A 21,498-nucleotide genomic window follows, 5' to 3' on the forward strand; every position below is an offset into this window, starting at 1 on the left:
CCACTTAGTTAGGAGCGATAAAGGTAGCGAACCGATGGAAGCAAAAAGGAAAGACCTCCGTAGAGGTCCAATTTATAATGATGTGTCTGAATTTCGACTTGGATTTAATTTCTCAAGCTTATTTGCTGTTTCTCGGCTTAATGATTTTGACACATGAGTATAAAGATCTGCAGTGACTTGTTGTTTCGAATGTCCTAAACGTTCTTGTATTGCCTTCATGGACACATCATTCTCCAATAAAATTGTCGCGCAACTGTGTCGTAAGTCATGAAAACGAATATATTTTACTCCATGTTTTTCTGTAAATCTTCTCCACCATTTGCTGGGCTGCGTATGATAACAAGCTTTCCCATAACCGGCATGAAAAACATAATTTTTGTCCCCACCTAGCCACTTATCTCCTATCATTAAACGTTCTCGTTCACACTGTTCCTTGTAGATTGCGAGCTCATTCATATACCACTTTGGCATATCGACGGTCCTAAGGGAATCGTCAGACTTTGGCAATTTGATAACTGCTTGACTGTTTATTGTCAATGAAATACTTTTGTTTATCGTGATTGAATGATTTTCAAAGTTCACTTCAGACCATTCCATTGCAAGTAATTCACCACGCCTAAATCCCCCTAGAATTGCACCAATACAAAATAATCGCCAGATAGGTGCAGCTTCATTCAGTAGAGTAATCACAGCAATAGCTTCCTGCTCGTCAAAAAATTTTAATTTCTGCTGGGTTACCTTTGGTTTTTTGATCCCTTCCATCGGACTTACTGTTAATATGCTCCAGTCCTTTGCTCGGCCAAAAACATTCTTTAATACGCGATAAATATATTCAATTGTTCCGCTTGAAAGTGTTCCATAAACATTGTCCTTTCTTGCTCCAGGCTTACGAAGTTCTTCCATTAAACTTAAGATGTGCATGGGTTTAATTTCATCGAGTCTGAGATGGCCAAGAGCAGGCAATATGTGATTTTTCAAATGATGGTTATACGTTTTCAAAGTTAAAGGAGAGAGCTCAGTTTGACCGTATTTTGTTTGCCATTCTTGAACAAAGTCATTCAGCGTCAACCTCGAAGGGGTTTTGTATATGCCGCTTTCTACAAATACAATGAAGCGTGCTAGCTCAGACTCAGCTTCTTTCTTTGTACGAGCTTGAATCGTTTTTGTTTTTTTGATTCGTTTCCCTTTTGCATCATAACCCGCTTCAACCACGAGTAGATAGGAGTTAGGTCCACGTTTTTGTAAACTTGCCATAATACCACCACCGCCAATATTAATTTCTTCTTTAAAATCATTTTGGTCAGAATAGGTGGGTTTTATAATCCTCATGTTGACGGATTGTTGACAAAAACCAACAATCGCCCTCATAATTAATCATAATAGATCGTATATACAATTGAAAAAAGCCTATTTTAACAGGCTTTTTCTGAAATAATCATACACTAACAAACAGAGCCCACTACGTTGAGGGGGTAGTGTCCAATGGACGTGCAGGTTCAAATCCTGTCTACCGCACCATACTTTATAAACGTTACGGCTCTAGCTATAGAGTCGTTTTTTTGTGCGTGATTAGAGATAGGCGTGCAGTTACATTAGTGCAGGTGGAGGAACGGTTGATAATATGTTCATACCGTTATATATTTATGGAATGGAGGTGCAGCCATGCCGGGGGTTCACAGTAATTTAAAGGAAATCATGAGGGCAAAGGATCCAACCTTATCGATAAGGCAGCTTGCGAAGGATATCGATTACCATTTTGATTCGGTACGGAAGATGTACAAGGATGAGATGGTACAATATCCGCGAGATCTGATATGGAGGCTCTGCAAGTACTTTAATGTAAGTCCAGGACATTTTATCGTTGTCATCCATGATGACGAGGATCCAAACAAATAAAAGGGAACCCTGTACATCCTGTATAGGGTTCCCTTGTTATTTATATGAAGCTTACGCTGAAGCAGCTACTTCTTCCGCATGTGCTTGTGAGATTTTGATAAGCATCGAGCTAGGATCGGATAGAACCTCTATTCCCTCATGGAAAGCAAGATCGGAGACATGCAGTTGATCGCCGATTCCGAGTCCGCTAATATCAACCTCAAATGCGCTTAGCAGGTTATCCGGCATGCAGCGTACCTCAACCTCGTACATTTCTATTTGAATAATGCCGCCTTCTTTAACACCCGCCGGGTCGCCGGTGAAGTGAATCGTTACTTTAGAATCCATGCTCTCATTCATATTCAATTGATGAAAATCGACATGTACGATTTTATTGCTGATCGGATCTCTTTGAATGTTTTGAATCAATACAGGCTTATTTCCTTGTGCCGGAATTGCGGCAATTAAAATGGCCCGCTGATTGTGCTTTATTGCTGAAAGGATATCCTTTTCGCCTACGATGACCGAGATGCTGCCAACATCCTTGCCATACACGATGGCAGGAACCTGGCCTTGCTTCCTTAGTGCGTTAATTTGTGACTTTGTTTGATTGACCCGTTCGCTTAACTGGATAGAATTGCTCATTAATGTTGCCTCCTAATCGAATGGGTTGCTTTGAAGCTGACAATAAAAAAGACTGATTAGCAATGGAATGTCTAATCAGTCTGCTAACGACCATATTTTCTTGTCATATGTTAATTTTATCACAAGTTCCGTCATTGTCAAATGAGTTACCGGATTTTGGCTTCATTGACAAGAAAATATGGTCGTGTTAAGGTTTAGGGAGCAGACAGGAGCGGAAGCAGCAACCATTAGCTGCAAAAAATGCCATATCGATGATCACCATCAGCCAAATGCATAAGGAACGCATGAGAAATAAAGACATCTTTATTTCTTTTTTTTATATCCAAATGTAAGAAAATATAAAATATGGGAGTGATTATTTTGAAAAATGGATCAATAAAACATAATGTAGCTTTCCTCGGAACGAGTTTGCCAAGAGAATGCGGCCTAGCTACCTTTTCGCAAGATATGATGAATGAAATTGAACGAATACAAGACTTTAATAAACCTCGGATGATTGCGGTTAACAATAATAAAGCCTATGTTTACGGCAATCAAGTTATGGGGCAGATCGGCCAGCAAAACCGTTCGGATTACGCTAAAACAGCGGTAGAGCTCAATCAATCAAACATCGAATTATTAGTCATACAGCATGAGTTTGGCATCTACGGCGGAGAAAGCGGGGAATACATTTTAGAGCTGGCGGAGAAGCTTACGATCCCGTTTATCGTCATTTTCCACACCGTGTTGTCCGAACCGAGCGTTCTACAGCTCTCCATTATGAAGCGGCTGGCAGATTTGAGCTTCAAGGCGATTACGATGGCACAAAATAAAATACAGGATTTGCACGAGATCTATGGCATAGACCGTGACAAAATCGAAATGTATCATCATGGCGTTCCTGTCGTAGCTGCGGAGTCCCGTACAGAACTTAAGAAGCGTTACGGCTATTCCAATCGGCAGATTCTATCCACCTTCGGTTTTTTAAGCCCAGGGAAAGGAATTGAATACGCCATAGAGGCAATGAGCGGCGTTGCAACGAAGCATCCGGATGCCCTTTATATCATTTGGGGAAAGACGCATCCCGTTGTTAAACAAGAGGTAGGGGAAGTGTACAGACAGAAGTTGATTGACCTTGTAGCAAGGCTTGGCTTAGAGCAGCATGTCGCGTTTGTCGACAGGCATTTGTCGCAGGAGGAGGTCGTACATTCGCTTGTGCTTTCCGACATCTATATGACCCCCTACCTAGGAAAGGATCAGGCGGTTAGCGGAACGCTTGCATTCGGCATTGGTTACGGAAGGGTTATTATTTCGACGCCGTACCGTTACGCCGTTGAGATGCTGGCTGACGGCCGCGGCTTGCTTGCGGATTTCCGTGATGCTGTCTCGTTACAAAATCATATCGTAAATGTCCTAGATCATCCGGAGTTGAAAACAGAGATGGAGAACAGAACCCTTGCTCTCGGGAGCACGATGATGTGGAATGAAGTAGCGAAGTCGTATGCCGTTCTTTTCCGTGAAATCATTGCCCAAAGCTACGCTTTAAAAGGGAGCGCTGTATAATGGTCCAATCGATGACGCGGCCGTTCCTGTCGGATTATTTGAAAAGGCTGACGGATGATACGGGAATCTTTCAGCATACGAAATTCGGTATTCCCGACAGAAATAAGGGATATACCTCTGACGACAACGCGCGTGCTCTGATTGCAGCGGTCATGCTGTACAAAAGTAGAAAAGATGCGGAATGCTTGAATCTCATTCGTACCTATTTGGCTTTTATCCACCATGCTCAAAACGAAGAAGGAAGCTTTCGGAATTTTATGGACTACAACCGCATGTTTATTGAAAAAACGGGTTCTGAGGATTGCTTAGGACGTTGTTTGTGGGCGCTCGGTTTCACGCTTGCGGAGTCCGCGGTACCTGATAATTTGAGAAATACATGCAGATATATGATTAATCAAGCTCTTCCGAGAATAAGGAGTATCGGCTCACCGAGAGCGATGGCCTATGCGCTCATTGGATTAACTTCAATGCTGGAAACACCGGACGCTCTGAGCTACAGTTTTCCTTACTCGGGTAAGGAATCGGATGACCCTTCATTTCTGCCGCGTGCAGAGATCGAACTGCTGGTTAAGGAATTAGCAATGCGCCTGCATACGCAGTATGAAAGCAATAAAGGGAATGGCTGGCATTGGTTTGAAAATAGCATCACATACGGAAATGCGATGCTTCCTTGGGCACTTCTCAAAGCTTCGAATTTCTCACATACCGAACAATATCGGCAAACGGCTAAGGAAAGCCTCGACTTTCTTGCATCAATCACGTTCTCGAAGGAAGGTTATTTTAAGCCCGTCGGCAGTCATGGATGGCTTTCACGGGGCGGTGAAGCAGCCTTGTACGATGAACAACCTATAGAGGCCTCCGAGATGCTCCTGACCTGCTTTGCTGCTTATAAAATCTTAGGGAACCATACGTATCTCGTTCACGCATCTACCTGCTATGAATGGTTCCATGGCCGTAATTCGCTAAATGAATCGTTGATAGATGCTCAAACCGGTGCCTGTTACGATGGCATACATGCTGTCGGGTTAAATCTAAATCAAGGGTCTGAGAATATCGTCTCTTATTGCATGGCTCATATGGTGATGCATCATGAATAAATTTGCTGCGATTCTAGCCGGCGGGGGCGGAACCCGTTTCTGGCCATTATCCCGTCAGGAGCTTCCGAAACAACTGATTAATATCAGTGGCAACGATATTATGCTCAATGACACGATTGAAAGATTTAACGGGGTTATCCCGTTGGAAAACACGATTGTAGTGACTAACCGATCACAAGCGGTGTTACTAGAAAGCATTATGCATAAGAGCGTTCAGCACGTAAATATTTTAGTAGAGCCTGTAGCCAAAAATACGGCAGCCAGCATTCTGCTGGCTGCATTATTTATCGAGAAAAACCATGGGGATTCATTGATGGTTGTGTTTCCCTCGGATCATCATATTACGGAAGAAGAAAAATTCAGGAAAACGTTGGAAGATGCCTGCGACATAGCCATGAAGACTGATAAAATCGTGACGATAGGCATTAAGCCTACCTTCCCGTCGACCGGATACGGATATATTTCATACCGAAGCGAGCCGGCCCTAACAAAACCCTGCAGCGTGTATGAAGTCGCTGAATTCGTGGAAAAGCCAAATTTCTTAAAGGCGCAGTCTTATCTGCAATCCGGCTATTACTTATGGAACAGCGGCATGTTTATTTGGAAAACGTCCTGTATAATTGACAATTTCAAAAGATTTCTTCCGAGACTTTATAAAACGATGATGCCTTTAATAGAATATTTGGGCACCGATCGTGAAGAAGAAATGATCAATGAAATCTATCCGTTGTTACAAAACATTTCGATAGATTACGGAATTTTAGAGAGAAGCGACGAGGTCGTCGTGATTGAGGGCGATTTCGGATGGAATGATATTGGCAGCTGGGATGCACTCGGAGCCATATTCCCGCCAGATGAGCATGGTAATATCGTCAAAGCAAACTACCTCGGCATTGATACGCGTAACTCTATCATTTATGGAGAAGACCGGCTCATAACGACCATCGGAATCGATGGGCTAATTATAGCGGATACTAAGGATGCTCTCCTGATTTGCGCCAAGGATAAGGCGCAGGAGGTTAAGGAAATCGTCAAGATGCTGAAAGATAAAGGAATGCAGGAATACGCCTAAGGAAGGCTAATGGACACTATGATGAAGCTCGAATGGAAAACTAAAACCTGTAAAGAGCTGCTGCTTGAGTATCAGCCGGCTCCGAACAAAGGCCGGAAGCTTCATTTTGCCGGAGTAGGAGAGAGGGACGTTTATAATATCACAGCCCCTTTCTGGAATGAAGGAGAGCTGTATATTGCCGGCCGCGTGGAAGAACGAAACTCGGAGGAATCTGAGATTATTTTCTTTACCTGTCAAAATGCCGTATGGACACCGAAGCTGGATTTACCTAAGTTTCAGCTGCAGGATCCTTTTATCACGCGGATAAACGGGGAATGGGTATTCGGCGGCGTTCATCTTTACTTTGATTCTGAGGCTTCCAGGACGATCATCGGCTGGAAAACCGTGCTATATCGAGGGGCAAATTTGCATGAGCTCGTCCATGCTGCCACAGGCCCCTGGAATATGAAGGATATTCGATTATCGGAGCTTTCCGATGGAAGAATTGGTATTTTCTCGCGTCCGTTCGGCATTGAAGGCACAAGAGCCGTTATCGGCTTCAGCATACTGGATTCTTTTGAGGATTTATCGGAAACCGCGATTATTAAAGCCCCGCTTTTTCGAGATCAGTTTCTGAAGGATGAATGGGGAGGGGCTAATGAGATTCATTTGCTTAAAAATGGGTTTCTTGGCGTATTAGGCCATATCTCTTATACGGATGAAGCTGGGCTTCTGCATTATCATGCGATGTCGTTTGTGCTCAATCCGTTGACGAGAGAGAAATCGCCAGTCAAAATAATAGCGACCAGGAGTGACTTCCCGGATGGCCCGGCAAAGCGCCCGGATCTTGTGGATGTCATATTCAGCGGGGGGCTGGTTCGAGAAGCGAATAACCGTGCTGTGCTATATGTGGGAGCCAGCGACGCGGAAGCCCACTATTTAGATATTGCGGATCCGTTTTCGGAGTACGAAACGATTGCATGATAATCAAAGAGGGCACTCTTCATGAGACCGCCCTCTTTTCTATTTAATCGAAAAGAAAATCGCAAAGTAGCGTTATTTTTTCACAAGCTATGCATACATTTGGGAACGCTTCCTTGGTAAACTGATTGCATCAACCTTAAGGAGGATGCAGTCATGCTTAAAGTAGCCATTATTGGCGCAGGTGCCATCTCTAACGCGCACATCTCTGCGTATTTAAATTTCCCGGAGCGCTGCCAGATCGTGGCGGTAAGCGATATTTATGAGGAGAAGGCACAGGCCCGCATTCAGCAGCATCATTTGGAGGCGGAGGCCGTATCCGATTATACGCAGCTCCTGAAGCAGGATATAGACATCGTATCGATTTGTACGCCGCCATACACCCATGCAGAGCTTGCTGTCGCTTTTCTGGAAGCAGGCGCGCATGTGCTGGTGGAGAAGCCGATGGCGTCTTCCCTGGAGGAATGCGATATCATGAATGAAGCGGCGAAAAGAAGCGGGAAGCTGCTGTCCGTCGTAGCCCAGAACCGGTTCAGGACGCCTATGATGAAGCTGAAGTCAGTGCTGGAAAGCGGCTTGGCCGGTAAAATCGTCCATGCTCAGATTGATTCGCATTGGTGGCGCGGGCATTGCTATTATGATCTATGGTGGCGGGGCACCTGGGAGAAGGAGGGCGGCGGCTGTACCTTAAACCATGCCGTTCACCATATCGATGCCTTAGTATGGATGATGGGGCGTCCGTCCGAAGTACAGGCGTTTATGTCGAATGTTTCACATGATAACGCCGAGGTCGAGGATTTATCGATCGGCATCTTTCGTTATGAAGACGGTGCGCTTGCCCAGGTTACAAGCTCCGTCGTCCATCACGGGCAGGAGCAGCAGCTTATTTTCCAGGGGGCAAAGGCACGCGTATCCGCACCATGGCAGGTAAAAGCATCAACCGCGACGGGCAACGGCTTCCCGGAGCAAAATTTATTACTTGAAGCGGAGCTGCAGCGCTGTCATGATTCTTTGCCGGAGGTTGCGTATGAAGGACATGTCGGTCAAATTGACAATCTGCTCACTGCCATCGAGACCGGAGCTCCGCTGCTGATCGATGGTATAAGCGGCCGCCAAACGCTTGAAGTCATTGTCGGTATTTACAAAGCCGCGAGCACGGGAAGGCTTGTCTCTTTTCCGATACGCTCAGACGATCCTTTTTATTCGAGAAGCGGCATGCAGGCCAACGCGATCCATTTTTATGAAAAAAGCGGTTCCGTGGCTAACTTCGCGGAACAAGCGATCACAACCGGCAGCGATTATAAATGATGAACTCAGTGCGGTCTCGGATACCGCTTGCTGTGAAACTGTTTCCGGTATTGATGCGGCGTGATGCCTAATTGCGCTTTGAACATTTTGCAAAAGTAGGAGCTGTTTGTGATGCCGATTTCTTCCCCGATGCGGGCAATCGAATACTCCGAAGAGGTCAGGAGCAGGATGGCTTGCTGCAGCTTTTTGGCTGTAACATAGTCGGATATGCTGCTCCCTGTGCAAGCCTTGAACAGATGGGAGAGGTGATGGGGAGACAGATGCAGTTCGCCTGCCATCTGCTCCAGCCGCAGCGGTTCTTTGTAATGATCCTTGAGCCATTCCAGCATGCGCTCCGCCTGGTGGGGCTGACGAAGGGTATCCGGAGAAGCGGCGGAGGGCTTGAACTTCTGCTGCTCCCACAGCTGCTTGAAGGCTCGCAGAAAGGTTACCAGAAACAAAGAAAATTCCTCGTAATACTCGCCTTTGGACAATTGCGGCAGGGTCAGCTCCCAGCTTCTGAGCAAGCTGTTCAGCGGCTCTGCATCCCCGCTGTGATACATACACGGCTCGGCTAAGCTTCCCGTATAGATATGCTTATAAAAAGCCTGCAAGCTGGGCCATTTCTCAAAATAGCTTTCGTATAAAGTAGGCTCAAAGTGCACGATTGAGCGAATAAACGGAGTGTCAGGAGACAATTCGACCTGTACATGATGCAGCTGATAGGGCTGGAAAATACATAACATGCCGGGCGCAAGCTCATAGCTTTTTTGCTCAACAATCAGCGTTCCTTTGCCTTCATGCACGATTAAAATTTCAACGCCTTGGTGAGCGTGGAACGTCCCTTGATAATTCTCGGGTCTGTCGTTCGCGCGTCTATGGGCAAAGTAGAGCGGGACATCTCGAAGATTGACGTTATGGATGTAAGACACGGCAAGCACATCCTCGCTGCAAAAGTGGTTATATGCTTTTAGTTTACCATATTAGTACGGGCTTTTTGGTGAAAGGGTTAAGGCCTGATCGTGACTCTGGTGTTGATGGGAACGAGTTTGGAGAGGGCCAGGACATCGTCATTATACATCCGAATACAGCCATGCGAAACCAAATGTCCAATCGAAGACGGATTGTTAGTGCCATGAATGCCATAGTGAGGCTTCGATAGCCCCATCCAAAATGCGCCGAACGGTCCGCCGGGATTGGCTTGCTTATTTATAATCGTAAATTCGCCGGTTGGGGTCTGGGTAACCATTTTTCCAATGCCGACAGGGAATGAACGAGTGACGATATTGCTATCGAGCAGATGCAGCATTCGATCGGAAAGATCGACAATGATGCGGTAATCAGGCATAGCGGCTTCACTCCTTTTTCGTTATGTTATGTAGAGGTGCGGAGGTTTGCTTCATGTAGGAATTCAAATTAATAATCACAAAGGGGGGCCTGCTGAGGCCCCCCTTTGTTATTTAATGTCCTGTAGACTCGAAGTCGTTAGACAGCTTCAACACTTCAAACACTTTGAACAGCAGACTCAATACGATTGCGACGACGGTGGCTAGCGCCATCCCCGAGAGCGTGAAATCGCCGATCGTAAGCTTTACGCCGCTTAAGCCCGTCACGAGTACGACAGTCGTTAGGAACAGGTTGGTAGGCTTGCTGTAATCCACTTTGGATTCCACAAGCATCCGGAAGCCGGAGGCTGCGATAACGCCGAACAGCAGCAGGGACACGCCGCCCATAACCGGTTCAGGAATACCGGAAATCAATGCGGAAAATTTACCCGAGAACGAAAGCACGATGGCAATGACTGCCGCGCCTCCGATCACAAAAGTGGAATAGACCTTCGTAATCGCGAGTACGCCGATATTTTCCCCGTAGGTCGTGTTAGGCGTGGAGCCTACGAACCCTGAAAGAATCGTCGAAACCCCGTTGCCCAGCATCGAGCGGTGAAGCCCCGGATCCTTCGATAGGTCTTTATCCACGATATTTCCCGTTACGACAAGATGGCCAATGTGCTCGGCTATAACGACGAGAGCGGCAGGCGCAATCGCGATAATTGCCGTCCACTCGAATACGGGGAAGGTGAAATGCGGCAGTTGAACAATGCCGTTATCCGCAAGATTGCTGAAATCGGTAAAGCCCATGAAATAGGCAAGTACATAACCTGTAACAATACCGATTAGTATCGGAATGATGCGCATGAAGCCGCGGAACAGCACGGAACCAAGCACGGTGACAGCAAGCGTGACGGTGGAAAGGGTTATGATTTTCGGATCCTGCGCCCATACTGACGCATCAGCACCAGGCTTGCTAATCCAGCCAGCCATTCCTGCGGCTACGGGAATAAGCTCCAAACCAATAATCGCAACAATCGCGCCCATGGCCGCCGGTGGAAACAAAACGTTGATCCAGCCCGTGCCTGCCGCTTGAATAATTAGCGCGACAATCGTGAAGATCACGCCGGATATAATAAATCCGCCGAGAGCTGCCGCATAATTGCCTCCGCCGGCCGCTTGATCGCCGATGACGGCGCCCGCGGGTGCGAGGAAAGCAAAGCTTGATCCTAGATAAGCCGGAATCTTGTTATTGCATATCCATAAATAGAGCAGCGTACCGATCCCGTTCATAAGCAGGCAGACTGCCGGATCCACGCCGAGAATATTCGGAACAAGCACGGTGGAGCCGAACATGGCAAAGAGATGCTGCAGGCTTAGAAGGAAGCTTTGCAGAGCAGGCGGTCGATCTAGGACCCCGATTGTATTTTTCATGATGAAAACTGCCTCCAATGATATGTAGTTTGTAAAAAGACCCTTGATGATTCTACATATTCAGTATCGGTTTGGCAAGTGTTTTCTTAATCATAGGATGAACGGGATCGAATATATTAATGAAGGAGGAGGCGATGGCAGGATGGAATTATGGACGGTATGGCTCATACTCGCCGGTATTTTATTGGTCGTTGAGATGCTTACGCTTACTTTTTATTTGCTATGGCTGGGGATTGGCGCTTTAGTCGCGGCGGTCATCGATTGGTTCTGGCCGGGATCCTTTGTCACTCAGCTCATTGCAGCATGCTTGGTCGTTCTTGTCCTGACGTTCTTTACGGGTCCTATTACTCGCCGCATCCATTCCTCGCGAGGCTATAAGGACGTAGTGGACGATCTCGTTGGAAAGCAGGGAATTGTGCTTGAGGAGACTGGAGCGGGAGCGCCCGGCATCGTCAAAGTAGGGAATGAAACCTGGAGCGCCGTATCGAATACACCGCTCGCAAAGGGGGATCTTGTTCAGGTTGTAAGCCGCGGAAGCGCGGTGCTCCAAGTCGAGAAATGGGGAGGCTAATCGTACATGGGTTATGTTGTAGCCATTATTTTAATAGCGATTGTCGTTGTGTTTACGTCTTTATCAATTAAAATCGTACCGCAGCAGCGAATAGGCGTAGTCGAGCGTCTAGGTAAATTCAATCGGCTCCTGACACCAGGCGTTAATATTCTGATTCCGATTATCGACCATGTGCGGACGTACCATGATCTGCGCATTCAGCAAGCGAATGTGCCGCCTCAAACCGTCATAACCAAAGATAACGTCCAAGTAAAAATTGATACGATTATTTTTTATCAGGTAACGGGACCAGAGCAAGCTACATATGGCATCTCTGATTACGTTTACGGCGTTCGGAATATTAGCACGGCAACCATGCGGCAAATTATCGGCAAAATGGAGCTGGATGAGACATTGTCCGGACGCGAGAAAATTTCGTCGGACATTCGGATCGCGCTCGATGAAGCGACGGAGAAGTGGGGTGTGCGCATCGAGCGGGTCGAGGTCATCGATATTCAGCCGCCCGTCGATATTCAGGATGCGATGGATAAGCAAATGAAGGCCGAGCGGAGCAAACGGGCGATGGTGCTGGATGCGGAAGCGGCAAAGCAGGATATGATTTTGCGGGCTGAGGGTGACAAGCAGAGCAAAATCTTGAAAGCCGAGGGAGATAAGGAGGCTCGCATACGTCAAGCAGAAGGCCAGCGCCATGCGCAGGAGCTTGAGGCGCTCGGGGAAGCGAAAGCGATCCAGGCGATTGCCGAGGCGGAGAAAAGCAGAATTGAGCTGATACGCTCGGCAGGGCTGGACGAGAATATTCTCACCTATCGTTCGCTTGAGGCTCTGGCGGATATCGCCAAAGGTCCGGCGAATAAAGTGTTTATTCCAACCAGAGCGGTCGATACGCTGGGCAGCATCGGCGCGATTGGCGAGATGCTCAGAGCAAGCAAAGAGTAGAAGGCTATCTAATGAAAACAGCTGGGCAAAACAAACGTTTTGCTCAGCTGTTCTTGTTTATTCTACACCCCCAAAAGATTCCTCTAATTCGTTCGCTGAGCAGCCAGCTTATTCAAATCCGCGAGCATGGCTTTATATTCCGTTGAAGCCGTATATTCTTTTACGAATGCCTTCCAATCCTCGACAGATGCCGCGCCCATAATGACCTTGAGCTTAAACTGTTCCATTTTATTATTAAGCTCGGCATATTTGCCTGAATTCCACAGGCTGCCGGCCTCAGGCAGGGTGGTTGCGGCGTAGGAGATTTTTCTCCATTCCGTGACGGCTGCTTTATACTCGTCCCGAATGTTATCCGAGAGATGTTCAATCCTGCCGTTGTTTTTGAGCATATCGGTTTGTCCGAACAAGCTGTTTACCGCTTCTTGATCTGACTGCTGCCAGCCCTCGACCGCTTCCCACCCGCCATTTTCGGTTTTCTCAAGTCCATAGTCCAGCCAAGCCAAAATCCGCTTAATCTCCAGCTTCGAAGTCTTGGATACAATGTACGTCCCGTTGCCCTGCGTCGCCCATGGCGCGATCGGGGAACTGGCTGAAGAGGCTCGTAAGCTTCTAAGCGGCAGCCAAACGGCATTTTCACCGGTAAGACCAGCTGCTTGGCTAATCGTCATCGAGGCCAGCCCCGCTATGCTGCCGCGCAGCCGCTCGTTAGATTGTTCTCCAGACATGACCGGAAACTCTTTGTCGATCAAACCTTCCTTATACGCGCGGACAAGCCATTGCAGCGCCAGCGTCTCTTCGTCGCTAACCGCATGGTCAACAACGATTCCGCCTTTAACCGAGAAGCGGTCCGGACTGCCCGTATAAGCATGCTCGATCCATGATAGTGTGCCAAGACCCGTTCCGTCTAAATAACCGGTAAGTCCTACAGTATCATGCTTTCCGTTGCCATCCGGGTCAAGCTCGGTGAATTTTTTCAGCGTAAGAAACAGCTCTTCCATCGTTTGCGGCTGGGCTAAACCAAGCTTATCCAGCCAATCTTTGCGGATCGCGGGGAATGCGGCATTATGCGGATCGCCCGGCCGCGGCACGCCTAATATTTTATCGTCAACGACCCGGCTGCCAGGCCCGCTCTGAGCCAGCGCCTTGAGTCGTGGGAAAGCTTCGAGCTGAGACGTCAAATCATTGGAAAAGCTCGCAATCAGCTCGTTTTGAAATATGTAAGGGTCGTCCAGCAGCATTAGCGAGGTCGGCTCCCCAGCGGCAATCATGACCATCATTTTCTGGCGATAATGTTCCGGGCCGACTTGCACAAAATCGACGTTCATTTTCGTCGCTTGCTTTAAATCATTGAAAAGCCTGTCAGTCTGCTCAATGACGCCGTTATCTATTTTCGTCATTACGCTAAGCCTTGGCAATGCCAGAGGATCGCTGACACGAGCATATCGCTGCTGGGCGTTCCACTCCACGCGCAGTCCGCTAGCTGCAGCAACGAGACGAAGCGGTATCCAAAATGTCTGCTTGTCAATAAAAGGGGCGACGGGAAGCCCTTTCAACCATGTTCCGCTAACTTCCGCTTGAGCGAGATTTTCTTGGAAAACAAACGTCGGTTTGTTCTCTTGGACAGCTACCAGCTTCCGCTCCTTGGCCTGCCACTCTATTTTGTAACCAAGCCCCTCCAGTAAGCTTTTGCCCGGTACCATGACGGTTCCTTTAATCAATCGCGGCGGCAGGGACATAGCGACTGGCAGGTCTTGAAAATAGACGTTAACGGCTGTTCCGTCAGGGCTATGTATTTGGTCGTTTAATTTGGAAGAACCAGTCGGAATGCTTTCGGCTGCCGCAGGGTATGGAATGGCGGTTAATAAAGCTGCGGCAAGCGCCGCGGACATGACGGTTTTGGTTGTCTTGCGAAACCTGTTTCGACTCATGAGATATCCTCTTTTCCATAATTAGTATGTACTAATAGACGTGTGGAAACGGGAAAGGTTTCAGGCTCTTTAAAGTCTGTCGGTTTCGAGTATGAATCGTAACATTCTTGGCTAGTATGGCAGGACTTCCCCGGATTAAACTTAGAAAAGAAAGCGCTTCAAAAAAAGGATCGAGGAGGAATAAATAATGAACAGAATGAAATACGGCAGAGGCATGGGATTGATCATTGCGATGCTTCTGCTCGTTCAAACCGCTTACTTTGCCCCAATGGCCATTGCGGAAGCGCAGGCGACGGATACGAACGAGACCGTCTATGCCTTTGAGGCCGAGGCGGCAGTCAATTTGCTAAGCGGCAAGGCAGAGGTGAAGGCTTGCGAGGCAGCCGTTGGCTGCTCGGGTAATCAGTTGGTCGGAAGCTTATGGGGAGGATCGGCGCTGCAGTTCAACGATGTCAACGTAGCGGATGCCGGTGTTTACACGATGACTGTGCACTACATATCGGGCGATCCAAGATCCTTTGCCGTTAGCGTAAACGGCGGCGCAGGCGACCGCTACGATCCGCCAAAAACCGCGGATTGGAATACGCGGGGCGCCTATGAGCTTCAGCTTGAGCTGAAGCAAGGCGCAAACACCATTGCGTTCGATGACGAAGGCAGCTACTCGCCGGACATTGACCAAATCGAGCTGCGCTGGGCCGGTACAGGCACCGACCCGAACGAGCCGCCCGCTGGCAGCGGACAAGTCTATGAAGCAGAAGCGGCTGTCAATACGCTAACAGGCAATGCTGCCGTACGCTCCTGCAAAGCGGAGACGGAATGCTCCGGCGGCAAAAAAATAGGCGATATCTGGGGAGGCTCAACGCTTCTATTCAATGAGGTAACCGTACCTTCTGCCGGTATCTATACCTTGAAGCTGAGCTATATTTCCGGCGATCCCCGGCCCATTGCGATCAGCGTAAATGGCAGCGAAAAGGAAACTTATTCGCCGCCGCAGACGGCAAGCTGGGATACCGTCGGCACATTCAGTCTCGAGGTACAACTGCAGGAAGGCAGCAATACGATTTTGTTTGACGATAACGGGGGTTGGTCTCCGGATATCGACAGCATTGAAATCATCGCTTCCGATTCTCCCGGCGAAGAGCCTGGCGATATCGATGGCATCACCCAAATCGGCGCAGAGGTCGATTCCGGGAAGTTTGGGTCCATCCAGGTGGAAGAGCATGAGACTGGCGTAACCTTGTCAAATGGCATTTATAAAGTAACGTATAATACGGAGTCGGGCCTTTCGGCATACGATTGGAACGGCAAGACCATCGCCAAGGGCTTATACAGCAGTATTTTGCTCGATAAGCAGCTGGACAGCAAGAGCTATGCCGAGCACCGGTTTGCCATGAACAAAATCGAGAAAATAAAAGATGGCCATGGCAAAGGCATTCGGGTAACGATCGAAAACCGCCAAACCGGCCTACCGACGATGACGCAGATTTACCAAATTTACGAGCGCTTGCCGTATTTCCTCGTTAGCCAGCAGGTTAAGGGCGAGCAGGAGCTAAGCACGAACGAAATGTCGCCGGTTGTCTTAAATGCCGCAGGCGGCATTGATATTGGCAGCTATTCAGACAACCGCGTGCTGGTCGTTCCCTTTGACAACGATGCGTGGTCGAGGTATCAATCGCGAACGGTCAATACAAGCTTAAACACGAACAACTACATCAGCTCGGAGCTGACGGCCATCTATGACAATACGAGCCGCAGCGGCCTCGTGATCGGTTCGGTGACCCATGATCAGTGGAAAACAGGCGTGTATTGGAGCGGTTCGAACGACCGCGTGAACAAGCTGAAGGTATACGGCGGATTTACTTCGACTGCCTCGACCCATGATACGCTTCCGCATGGCCAAATCACGGGTGAGACCTTAACATCGCCGCAAATTCTCGTGGGTTATTATACGGATTACCGCGATGGCCTAGAGAGCTTCGGCCAAGCGAACGCTGCGGTTGCTCCGCCGCTGGCATTCAAGCATGGCGTTCCGAAGGGAGTCCCTGTAGGCTGGAACAGCTGGGGCGCCTATGAAAGCCATTTAAGCTATGACAAGGTTGTGGCTGTGTCCGATTTCTTTAAGAAAAACCTGCAGAAGTCTTCCTTTGCTAACAAAGGAAATGTCTATATTAATATGGACTCCTATTGGGACAATCTGTCGGAGCAGCAGCTGAAGCAAGCAGTCAAAGTCATAAACGATAACGGACAGAAGGCCGGCATTTATTATGGGCCGTTCGTCTATTGGGGCGACAACATGGAGCAGCCAGTCGAGGGGACGAACGGGAAGTATAAGTATGGCGATATTATTTTGAGGGATGCAAGCGGCAATCCTTTGCCGAAGGTGGACGGCGCTTACGCTGTCGACCCGACGCATCCCGGCTCCAAGCAAAGAATCGAATATTACTTCAAGCGTTTTCTGGATTACGGCTTTGAATATATCAAGATTGATTTTCTAAGCCACGGCTCCTTTGAAGGCAAGCATTATGATCCAAAGGCTCAGACGGGAATTCAGGCTTACAATCAAGGGATGGCCCATATCAATAAGGTGCTGGACGGCAAAATGTTCATCAGCGCATCGATTGCCCCGTTATTTCCGAGCCAATATGCACACGCCAGACGCATATCCTGCGATATTGACGGCACGCTGGGCAGAACCGAATACCAATTGAATAACCTTACCTACGGCTGGTGGCAGAACGGAACGATCTATCCGTATACCGATCCCGACTATATGACGCTGGCAAAGGGCGGTTCCTATGCTGCCTCGCAGACGCGGGTTAATTCCGCCGTTATTTCCGGTACGGTATATCTAAATTCCGATGATGTCAATGATCCTGCAGCGCAGGAGCTGATGAAGAAGCTTCTGACGAACAAGCAGGTGAATGAGGTTGCGCTGAACGGCAAGGCCTTTAGAGCGGTCGAGGGCAATACGGGCACGGCAGCCGCGGATACGTTCGTCATGAAGGACGGAAAGGATTATTACCTCGCCGTATTTAATTTCACGAATGAGGCAGTAACAAAGACCGTTGATTTCGCAAGGGCAGGCATACCATCGTCTTCTAATGCGAAAGTGACTGATCTCTGGACGAACGAATCGAGCGAGGCTGTCGGATCGCTGAAGGTAGATTTGCTCGGCGCGCAGTCGAAGCTGTACAAAATTACGGTAAAATAAAACGGTAATCGTCGAAGACTTCGATCAATAAACGCAAAAAAAAAATCCCTCGGGCAGCAAAATGCTCGAGGGATTTTTTTTGGCGGACCGGGTCCGGCAATCATCGTCCGGGAATACGGATCGTAACGGTGGTTCCGATGCCGAGCCTGCTGAAAATCGATACGCCGTACGAGTCTCCGTATAACAGCTTGATTCGATTATCCACGTTGCGGATACCGTAGCCCGATAAAGCGTCGCCTCGGGACGGCAGCTCTTGATCGCTGGTTCTTCCTTCCTGCATGCGCATGCCCATTCCGTCATCGATAATTTTGAACACGATGTCCGGTCCTTCGCGGCAGGCTTTAATCATGATATTAATTCCGAGCTTGTCATCCCAGATGGCGTGATTCATCGCATTTTCCACGAAAGGCTGAAGCGTCAGCTTGACGATCGGGCAGGGCAACACGGATTCGTCAATTTGATAATGCACGCGGATCAGATCAGCGAACCGGATTTGTTGGATGGCTACATAGTATCGGGTGAGCTGCATTTCCTCGTGAATCGAGATTTGGTTTTTGCCTTTGTTTAGGGAGATGCGGTAAAACTTAGCGAGATCGGTGACCATTTTATTCATCCGCTGATCCGAATTGCGAATCGCAAGGGAAGAAATAGAAGCAAGCGTGTTATATAGAAAATGCGGATTGATTTGCGCTTGCAGCACATTCATCTCCGCTTCCTTCTTGTCGATTTCCTTCTTGTACACATCGGAAATCAAATTGCTGAGCCGCTGGGACATTTTCCGCAGCACATTGCCGAGCTGTCCGATCTCGTCCCGGCCGAGCGGCCGGATGTCGATCAGCTCGAATTCTTCCCTCTCAATGCGGCGGATGATGCCGACGAGATACTCGACCCGTTTGGTGAACAGCCTCGCCGTAATATAAATGAGCAATGCCATGATGCCGAAGCTGATCAAAGCCAGGATGAAAATCCGTTTTGCGGTTTGATTGGCTTTTGCCAGAAAGCTGTTGTAGGGAATGAGCGCAACGCTCTTCCAGCCGAATTTGGTCGTATTGTAGACCACCAGCATTTTCTCCCCGTTATAGGTGCTGTCGAATCGGCCTTGCAGCTTGTCGGGAAAAGTATCCGGCACGAATTTCTTAAGCGGGCGGTTTAACATGCTTTTGTCTTTTGCGGAAATAATGAAGCCCTGATCGTTAACGATTAAGACGGTTTTCTCCGCCGTCTCTTTCTCCATGAGCCGAAAGATGTCCGATTCCAAAATGTTAATGGTTAAAATCCCGTATGCGTTGTCCAGATTGCTTATGTTCAGCATGCGCGTCAACGTAAACATGGGCGGCTGGTCCACGGCGGGCGGCGTGGATACGAACCGGACATTGCCGTAAGTATCGAGCAGCGAGCGATAGATCGCCGATCTTCGAAAGGCATCGTCGATTCGTTTAATATAGATGCCGTCGGCGGGCAGCGAATCGTTGTTAATGTATATGGACAAAGAATTTATATCGGGGTTCGTAGTCAGCATGTTGGAAAACGTATTATTGATGTACTGATACGCGTCCACGAACAGGGAAGGATCCTGCGTATAGTTGTTTGTCAGGTAAGCGCGCAGCGTATTGTTCAAATACATCGTCGCCGAAAGCTTCGTGTACGTATCCAGCTTATTTTCCAAATTGGAATTGATTTGAGCGACAGATGCGACAGAGCTCGTATACATTTGGTTAGAGAGCTCGCTCTTTATGGTTTGATAAGAGTATAAGACAAAAAACAGCAGCGGGAGAATAGCGCCGAGCAAAAACATCAGAAACAGCTTTTCTCTCAGCCGTAAATTCGTAAAAGGCTTGGTCATCCAGCCTGCTAGCCTTTTCATGCTTCTCACTCCAGCCTATAAATACATTTTTCGATATTCATTCGGGGTACTGCCTCTATGCTTATGGAAGATGGAGCAGAAATAAGAGACATTCTCATAACCCACGCTATGCGCCACCTCGCGAACCTTAAGCGCTTTATCCTTCAGCAGCTCAGCCGCCTTGTTCATGCGGAATTTCGTTAAATAATCGAGAATCGTCTCGCCCATCTTTTCCTTGAAAATCGTCCGGATATAGTTAGGGGACAGATAGATCTCCTTCGCGATTTCTTCGACCGTTAACGGCAAATGATACCGTTCTCCAATGAGCTTCACGATTTGCTCGGCTATCGCTTGATTGCGGTCGATATCACGATCGTTTGCCGCTTTCCTCATCTCATTACAGAAATGCATGACATAAGCCTGCATATGCGCGGCCGAGCCCATGGACGAAATTTCCTTCCAATGATCGACAAGCAGCCACTCTCTGAGCGAGCCCGCCAGCAGCATGGAGAAATGCTGTTCTAAAGCGGTTAACAGCCGGAGTATTGCTCGGATCGCAAAGTTCCGATCAATCCGTTCTCCGCGGATCGCCCCGAAGAAAGACGCAATGTGCATGCCGATCTGCTCCGAATCCCCCGATTGGATGGCGGAGGAAAGCTTTGCCGCGATTTGCTCGCTCTCATCATCCGTTTGTTTGGTCGGCTTCAGGTCTTGCGGAGAGAGAACGGCGCCGCTTTGCTCGTAAAACTTCTCCTCATTGCAGGCCCTCGCTTCCGCGCACGCATTCCATATCTCTTGAAAACCCGTATGCGGATCTGACAAGCCTATCGTAACCTGCGAGCCGGAGGATGCGTCCGAAGCCAAATCCGTTCGGAGCCGCTCCCAAAAGGCCGTTGTCGATTGCGCCTGCTGCCGCTCGTCCTGCCATTGAAAGAGTATGAATAAGGCATGAGGCTCGTCTTCAACCATAATAAACGTATCCAGCCTTTGCCTTGCAGCCGTTCGAAATAGCTCGATTCTGTCGGTCGATGCACTGTCAGCGGGATACGGGGCGGTGCCGGGATAGACCGGGGCAGGATCGAACGTTGCGTAAGCGGCAGCAAACGGCTTATTTTCCGCAAAATCAGCTGCGCTAAGCTTCCATTGATTTGCCCATTCCTTGCGTTTCTCCGCGTTAGGCTCGCGCAGGATACGCATCAGCAGCTTCTCCCGCATCCAATCTCCGCTTTGATCCGCGAGCTGCTCCTCTTCGCATTTTTTCTTGACCTTTTCGAGCAAGGCCAGAAGCTCCTCCATATCGATCGGCTTCAATAAATAACCGGCCGCTTCAATGTTGAGCGCGGCCTTTATATATTGAAACTCGTTATGTCCACTCAAATATATGATTTTTACGTTTTTGTCGATTTGCTTCGCTCTTCTTCCGAACTCAAGCCCGTCCATGATCGGCATGCGGACATCCGTAAGGATGATGTCCGGCTTTAGCTCTGCAAGCTTACCGAGCGCTTCTTTGCCGTTGCGGGCCGTACCCGCGACCGAAATCCCGATTTTATCCCACGGGACATAATGCTCAATCGTTTCCAATTCAATCGCTTCGTCGTCCACTATCAAAATGCTATACATGAAAGTCCCCACCTTTCTACCTTGCAACGGGATGTTTTACTAGTTTATCCGCTATAACGTTTTTCAACAATGGAGCACTTTGAACTGTGTCGATTTGGGATACGAATCGTTAAATGCTTGTATAGAATGGGCCGGTCAGCCGACCTATA

Annotated in this window: 17 protein-coding genes; 9 read left to right on the forward strand and 8 right to left on the reverse strand. The window is 48.3% G+C overall.

Annotation, left to right across the window (positions count from 1 at the left end; genetic code table 11):
• Positions 1-72: 72 nt before the first annotated feature.
• Positions 73-1,368 (reverse strand): tyrosine-type recombinase/integrase, encoded by a 1,296-nt coding sequence (locus MRBLPE1_RS15540; RefSeq protein WP_364146683.1) that lies wholly within the window; start codon positions 1,366-1,368, stop codon positions 73-75.
• Positions 1,369-1,662: 294 nt separating this feature from the next.
• Here MRBLPE1_RS15540 and MRBLPE1_RS15545 point away from each other — a divergent pair, with 294 nt between their 5' ends.
• Positions 1,663-1,896, forward strand: a complete 234-nt coding sequence (locus tag MRBLPE1_RS15545) for a helix-turn-helix domain-containing protein (protein WP_364146686.1) — start codon at positions 1,663-1,665, stop codon at positions 1,894-1,896.
• Between the two features lie 51 nt (positions 1,897-1,947).
• Here MRBLPE1_RS15545 and MRBLPE1_RS15550 read toward each other — a convergent pair whose 3' ends face one another.
• The gene (locus MRBLPE1_RS15550; protein WP_364146689.1) at positions 1,948-2,520 is read right to left on the reverse strand and encodes a 50S ribosomal protein L25; all 573 of its coding nucleotides are present in this window, start codon (positions 2,518-2,520) and stop codon (positions 1,948-1,950) included.
• A gap of 351 nt (positions 2,521-2,871) precedes the next feature.
• Here MRBLPE1_RS15550 and MRBLPE1_RS15555 point away from each other — a divergent pair, with 351 nt between their 5' ends.
• From MRBLPE1_RS15555 to MRBLPE1_RS15575, 5 genes are all read left to right on the forward strand, one after another.
• Positions 2,872-4,062: a glycosyltransferase family 4 protein gene (locus tag MRBLPE1_RS15555; protein WP_364147339.1), complete on the forward strand. Its 1,191-nt coding sequence runs from the start codon at positions 2,872-2,874 to the stop codon at positions 4,060-4,062.
• Positions 4,062-5,159 carry a glycosyltransferase gene (locus MRBLPE1_RS15560; protein ID WP_364146691.1) on the forward strand — a complete coding sequence of 366 codons (1,098 nt, stop codon included), beginning with the start codon at positions 4,062-4,064 and terminating at the stop codon, positions 5,157-5,159. Before MRBLPE1_RS15555 ends, MRBLPE1_RS15560 begins: the two co-directional genes overlap by 1 nt.
• The gene (locus tag MRBLPE1_RS15565) at positions 5,152-6,231 is read left to right on the forward strand and encodes a mannose-1-phosphate guanylyltransferase (RefSeq protein WP_364146693.1); all 1,080 of its coding nucleotides are present in this window, start codon (positions 5,152-5,154) and stop codon (positions 6,229-6,231) included. The genes MRBLPE1_RS15560 and MRBLPE1_RS15565 overlap by 8 nt, the downstream gene beginning before the upstream one ends.
• An 18-nt stretch (positions 6,232-6,249) precedes the next feature.
• On the forward strand, positions 6,250-7,194 hold the full coding sequence (locus MRBLPE1_RS15570; RefSeq protein WP_364147341.1) for a DUF1861 family protein: 945 nt from the start codon (positions 6,250-6,252) through the stop codon (positions 7,192-7,194).
• 153 nt (positions 7,195-7,347) lie between these two features.
• Positions 7,348-8,499, forward strand: coding sequence for a Gfo/Idh/MocA family protein (locus MRBLPE1_RS15575; protein WP_364146696.1), 1,152 nt, complete (start codon positions 7,348-7,350; stop codon positions 8,497-8,499).
• Positions 8,500-8,504: 5 nt separating this feature from the next.
• On the opposite strand, the gene MRBLPE1_RS15580 is transcribed toward MRBLPE1_RS15575, so the two are convergent.
• From MRBLPE1_RS15580 to uraA, 3 genes are all read right to left on the reverse strand, one after another.
• Positions 8,505-9,410: an AraC family transcriptional regulator gene (locus MRBLPE1_RS15580; RefSeq protein ID WP_364146698.1), complete on the reverse strand. Its 906-nt coding sequence runs from the start codon at positions 9,408-9,410 to the stop codon at positions 8,505-8,507.
• Between the two features lie 77 nt (positions 9,411-9,487).
• The gene (locus MRBLPE1_RS15585) at positions 9,488-9,826 is read right to left on the reverse strand and encodes a L,D-transpeptidase (RefSeq protein WP_364146700.1); all 339 of its coding nucleotides are present in this window, start codon (positions 9,824-9,826) and stop codon (positions 9,488-9,490) included.
• Positions 9,827-9,938: 112 nt separating this feature from the next.
• The gene (gene uraA, locus MRBLPE1_RS15590) at positions 9,939-11,240 is read right to left on the reverse strand and encodes a uracil permease (protein WP_364146702.1); all 1,302 of its coding nucleotides are present in this window, start codon (positions 11,238-11,240) and stop codon (positions 9,939-9,941) included.
• A 142-nt stretch (positions 11,241-11,382) separates the two neighbouring features.
• Here uraA and MRBLPE1_RS15595 point away from each other — a divergent pair, with 142 nt between their 5' ends.
• Both MRBLPE1_RS15595 and MRBLPE1_RS15600 read left to right on the forward strand, forming a co-directional pair.
• Positions 11,383-11,811, forward strand: a complete 429-nt coding sequence (locus MRBLPE1_RS15595) for an NfeD family protein (RefSeq protein ID WP_364146704.1) — start codon at positions 11,383-11,385, stop codon at positions 11,809-11,811.
• Between the two features lie 6 nt (positions 11,812-11,817).
• Entirely contained in the window at positions 11,818-12,747 is a 930-nt protein-coding gene (locus MRBLPE1_RS15600; protein ID WP_364146706.1) for an SPFH domain-containing protein, read from the forward strand.
• 83 nt (positions 12,748-12,830) lie between these two features.
• Here MRBLPE1_RS15600 and MRBLPE1_RS15605 read toward each other — a convergent pair whose 3' ends face one another.
• Positions 12,831-14,675 carry an extracellular solute-binding protein gene (locus MRBLPE1_RS15605; protein WP_364146709.1) on the reverse strand — a complete coding sequence of 615 codons (1,845 nt, stop codon included), beginning with the start codon at positions 14,673-14,675 and terminating at the stop codon, positions 12,831-12,833.
• A gap of 187 nt (positions 14,676-14,862) precedes the next feature.
• Here MRBLPE1_RS15605 and MRBLPE1_RS15610 point away from each other — a divergent pair, with 187 nt between their 5' ends.
• Positions 14,863-17,886 (forward strand): carbohydrate-binding protein, encoded by a 3,024-nt coding sequence (locus tag MRBLPE1_RS15610; protein WP_364146710.1) that lies wholly within the window; start codon positions 14,863-14,865, stop codon positions 17,884-17,886.
• A 100-nt stretch (positions 17,887-17,986) separates the two neighbouring features.
• Here the strand turns inward: MRBLPE1_RS15610 and MRBLPE1_RS15615 are convergent, their stop codons facing one another.
• Together MRBLPE1_RS15615 and MRBLPE1_RS15620 are read right to left on the reverse strand one after the other, a co-directional pair.
• Positions 17,987-19,750 carry a sensor histidine kinase gene (locus MRBLPE1_RS15615; protein WP_364146711.1) on the reverse strand — a complete coding sequence of 588 codons (1,764 nt, stop codon included), beginning with the start codon at positions 19,748-19,750 and terminating at the stop codon, positions 17,987-17,989.
• Positions 19,751-19,765: 15 nt separating this feature from the next.
• Positions 19,766-21,349 (reverse strand): response regulator, encoded by a 1,584-nt coding sequence (locus MRBLPE1_RS15620; RefSeq protein WP_364146712.1) that lies wholly within the window; start codon positions 21,347-21,349, stop codon positions 19,766-19,768.
• Positions 21,350-21,498: the final 149 nt, after the last annotated feature.

Source organism: Paenibacillus sp. LPE1-1-1.1 (genome assembly GCF_040676435.1).
In the GTDB taxonomy this organism is placed as follows: domain Bacteria; phylum Bacillota; class Bacilli; order Paenibacillales; family Paenibacillaceae; genus Pristimantibacillus.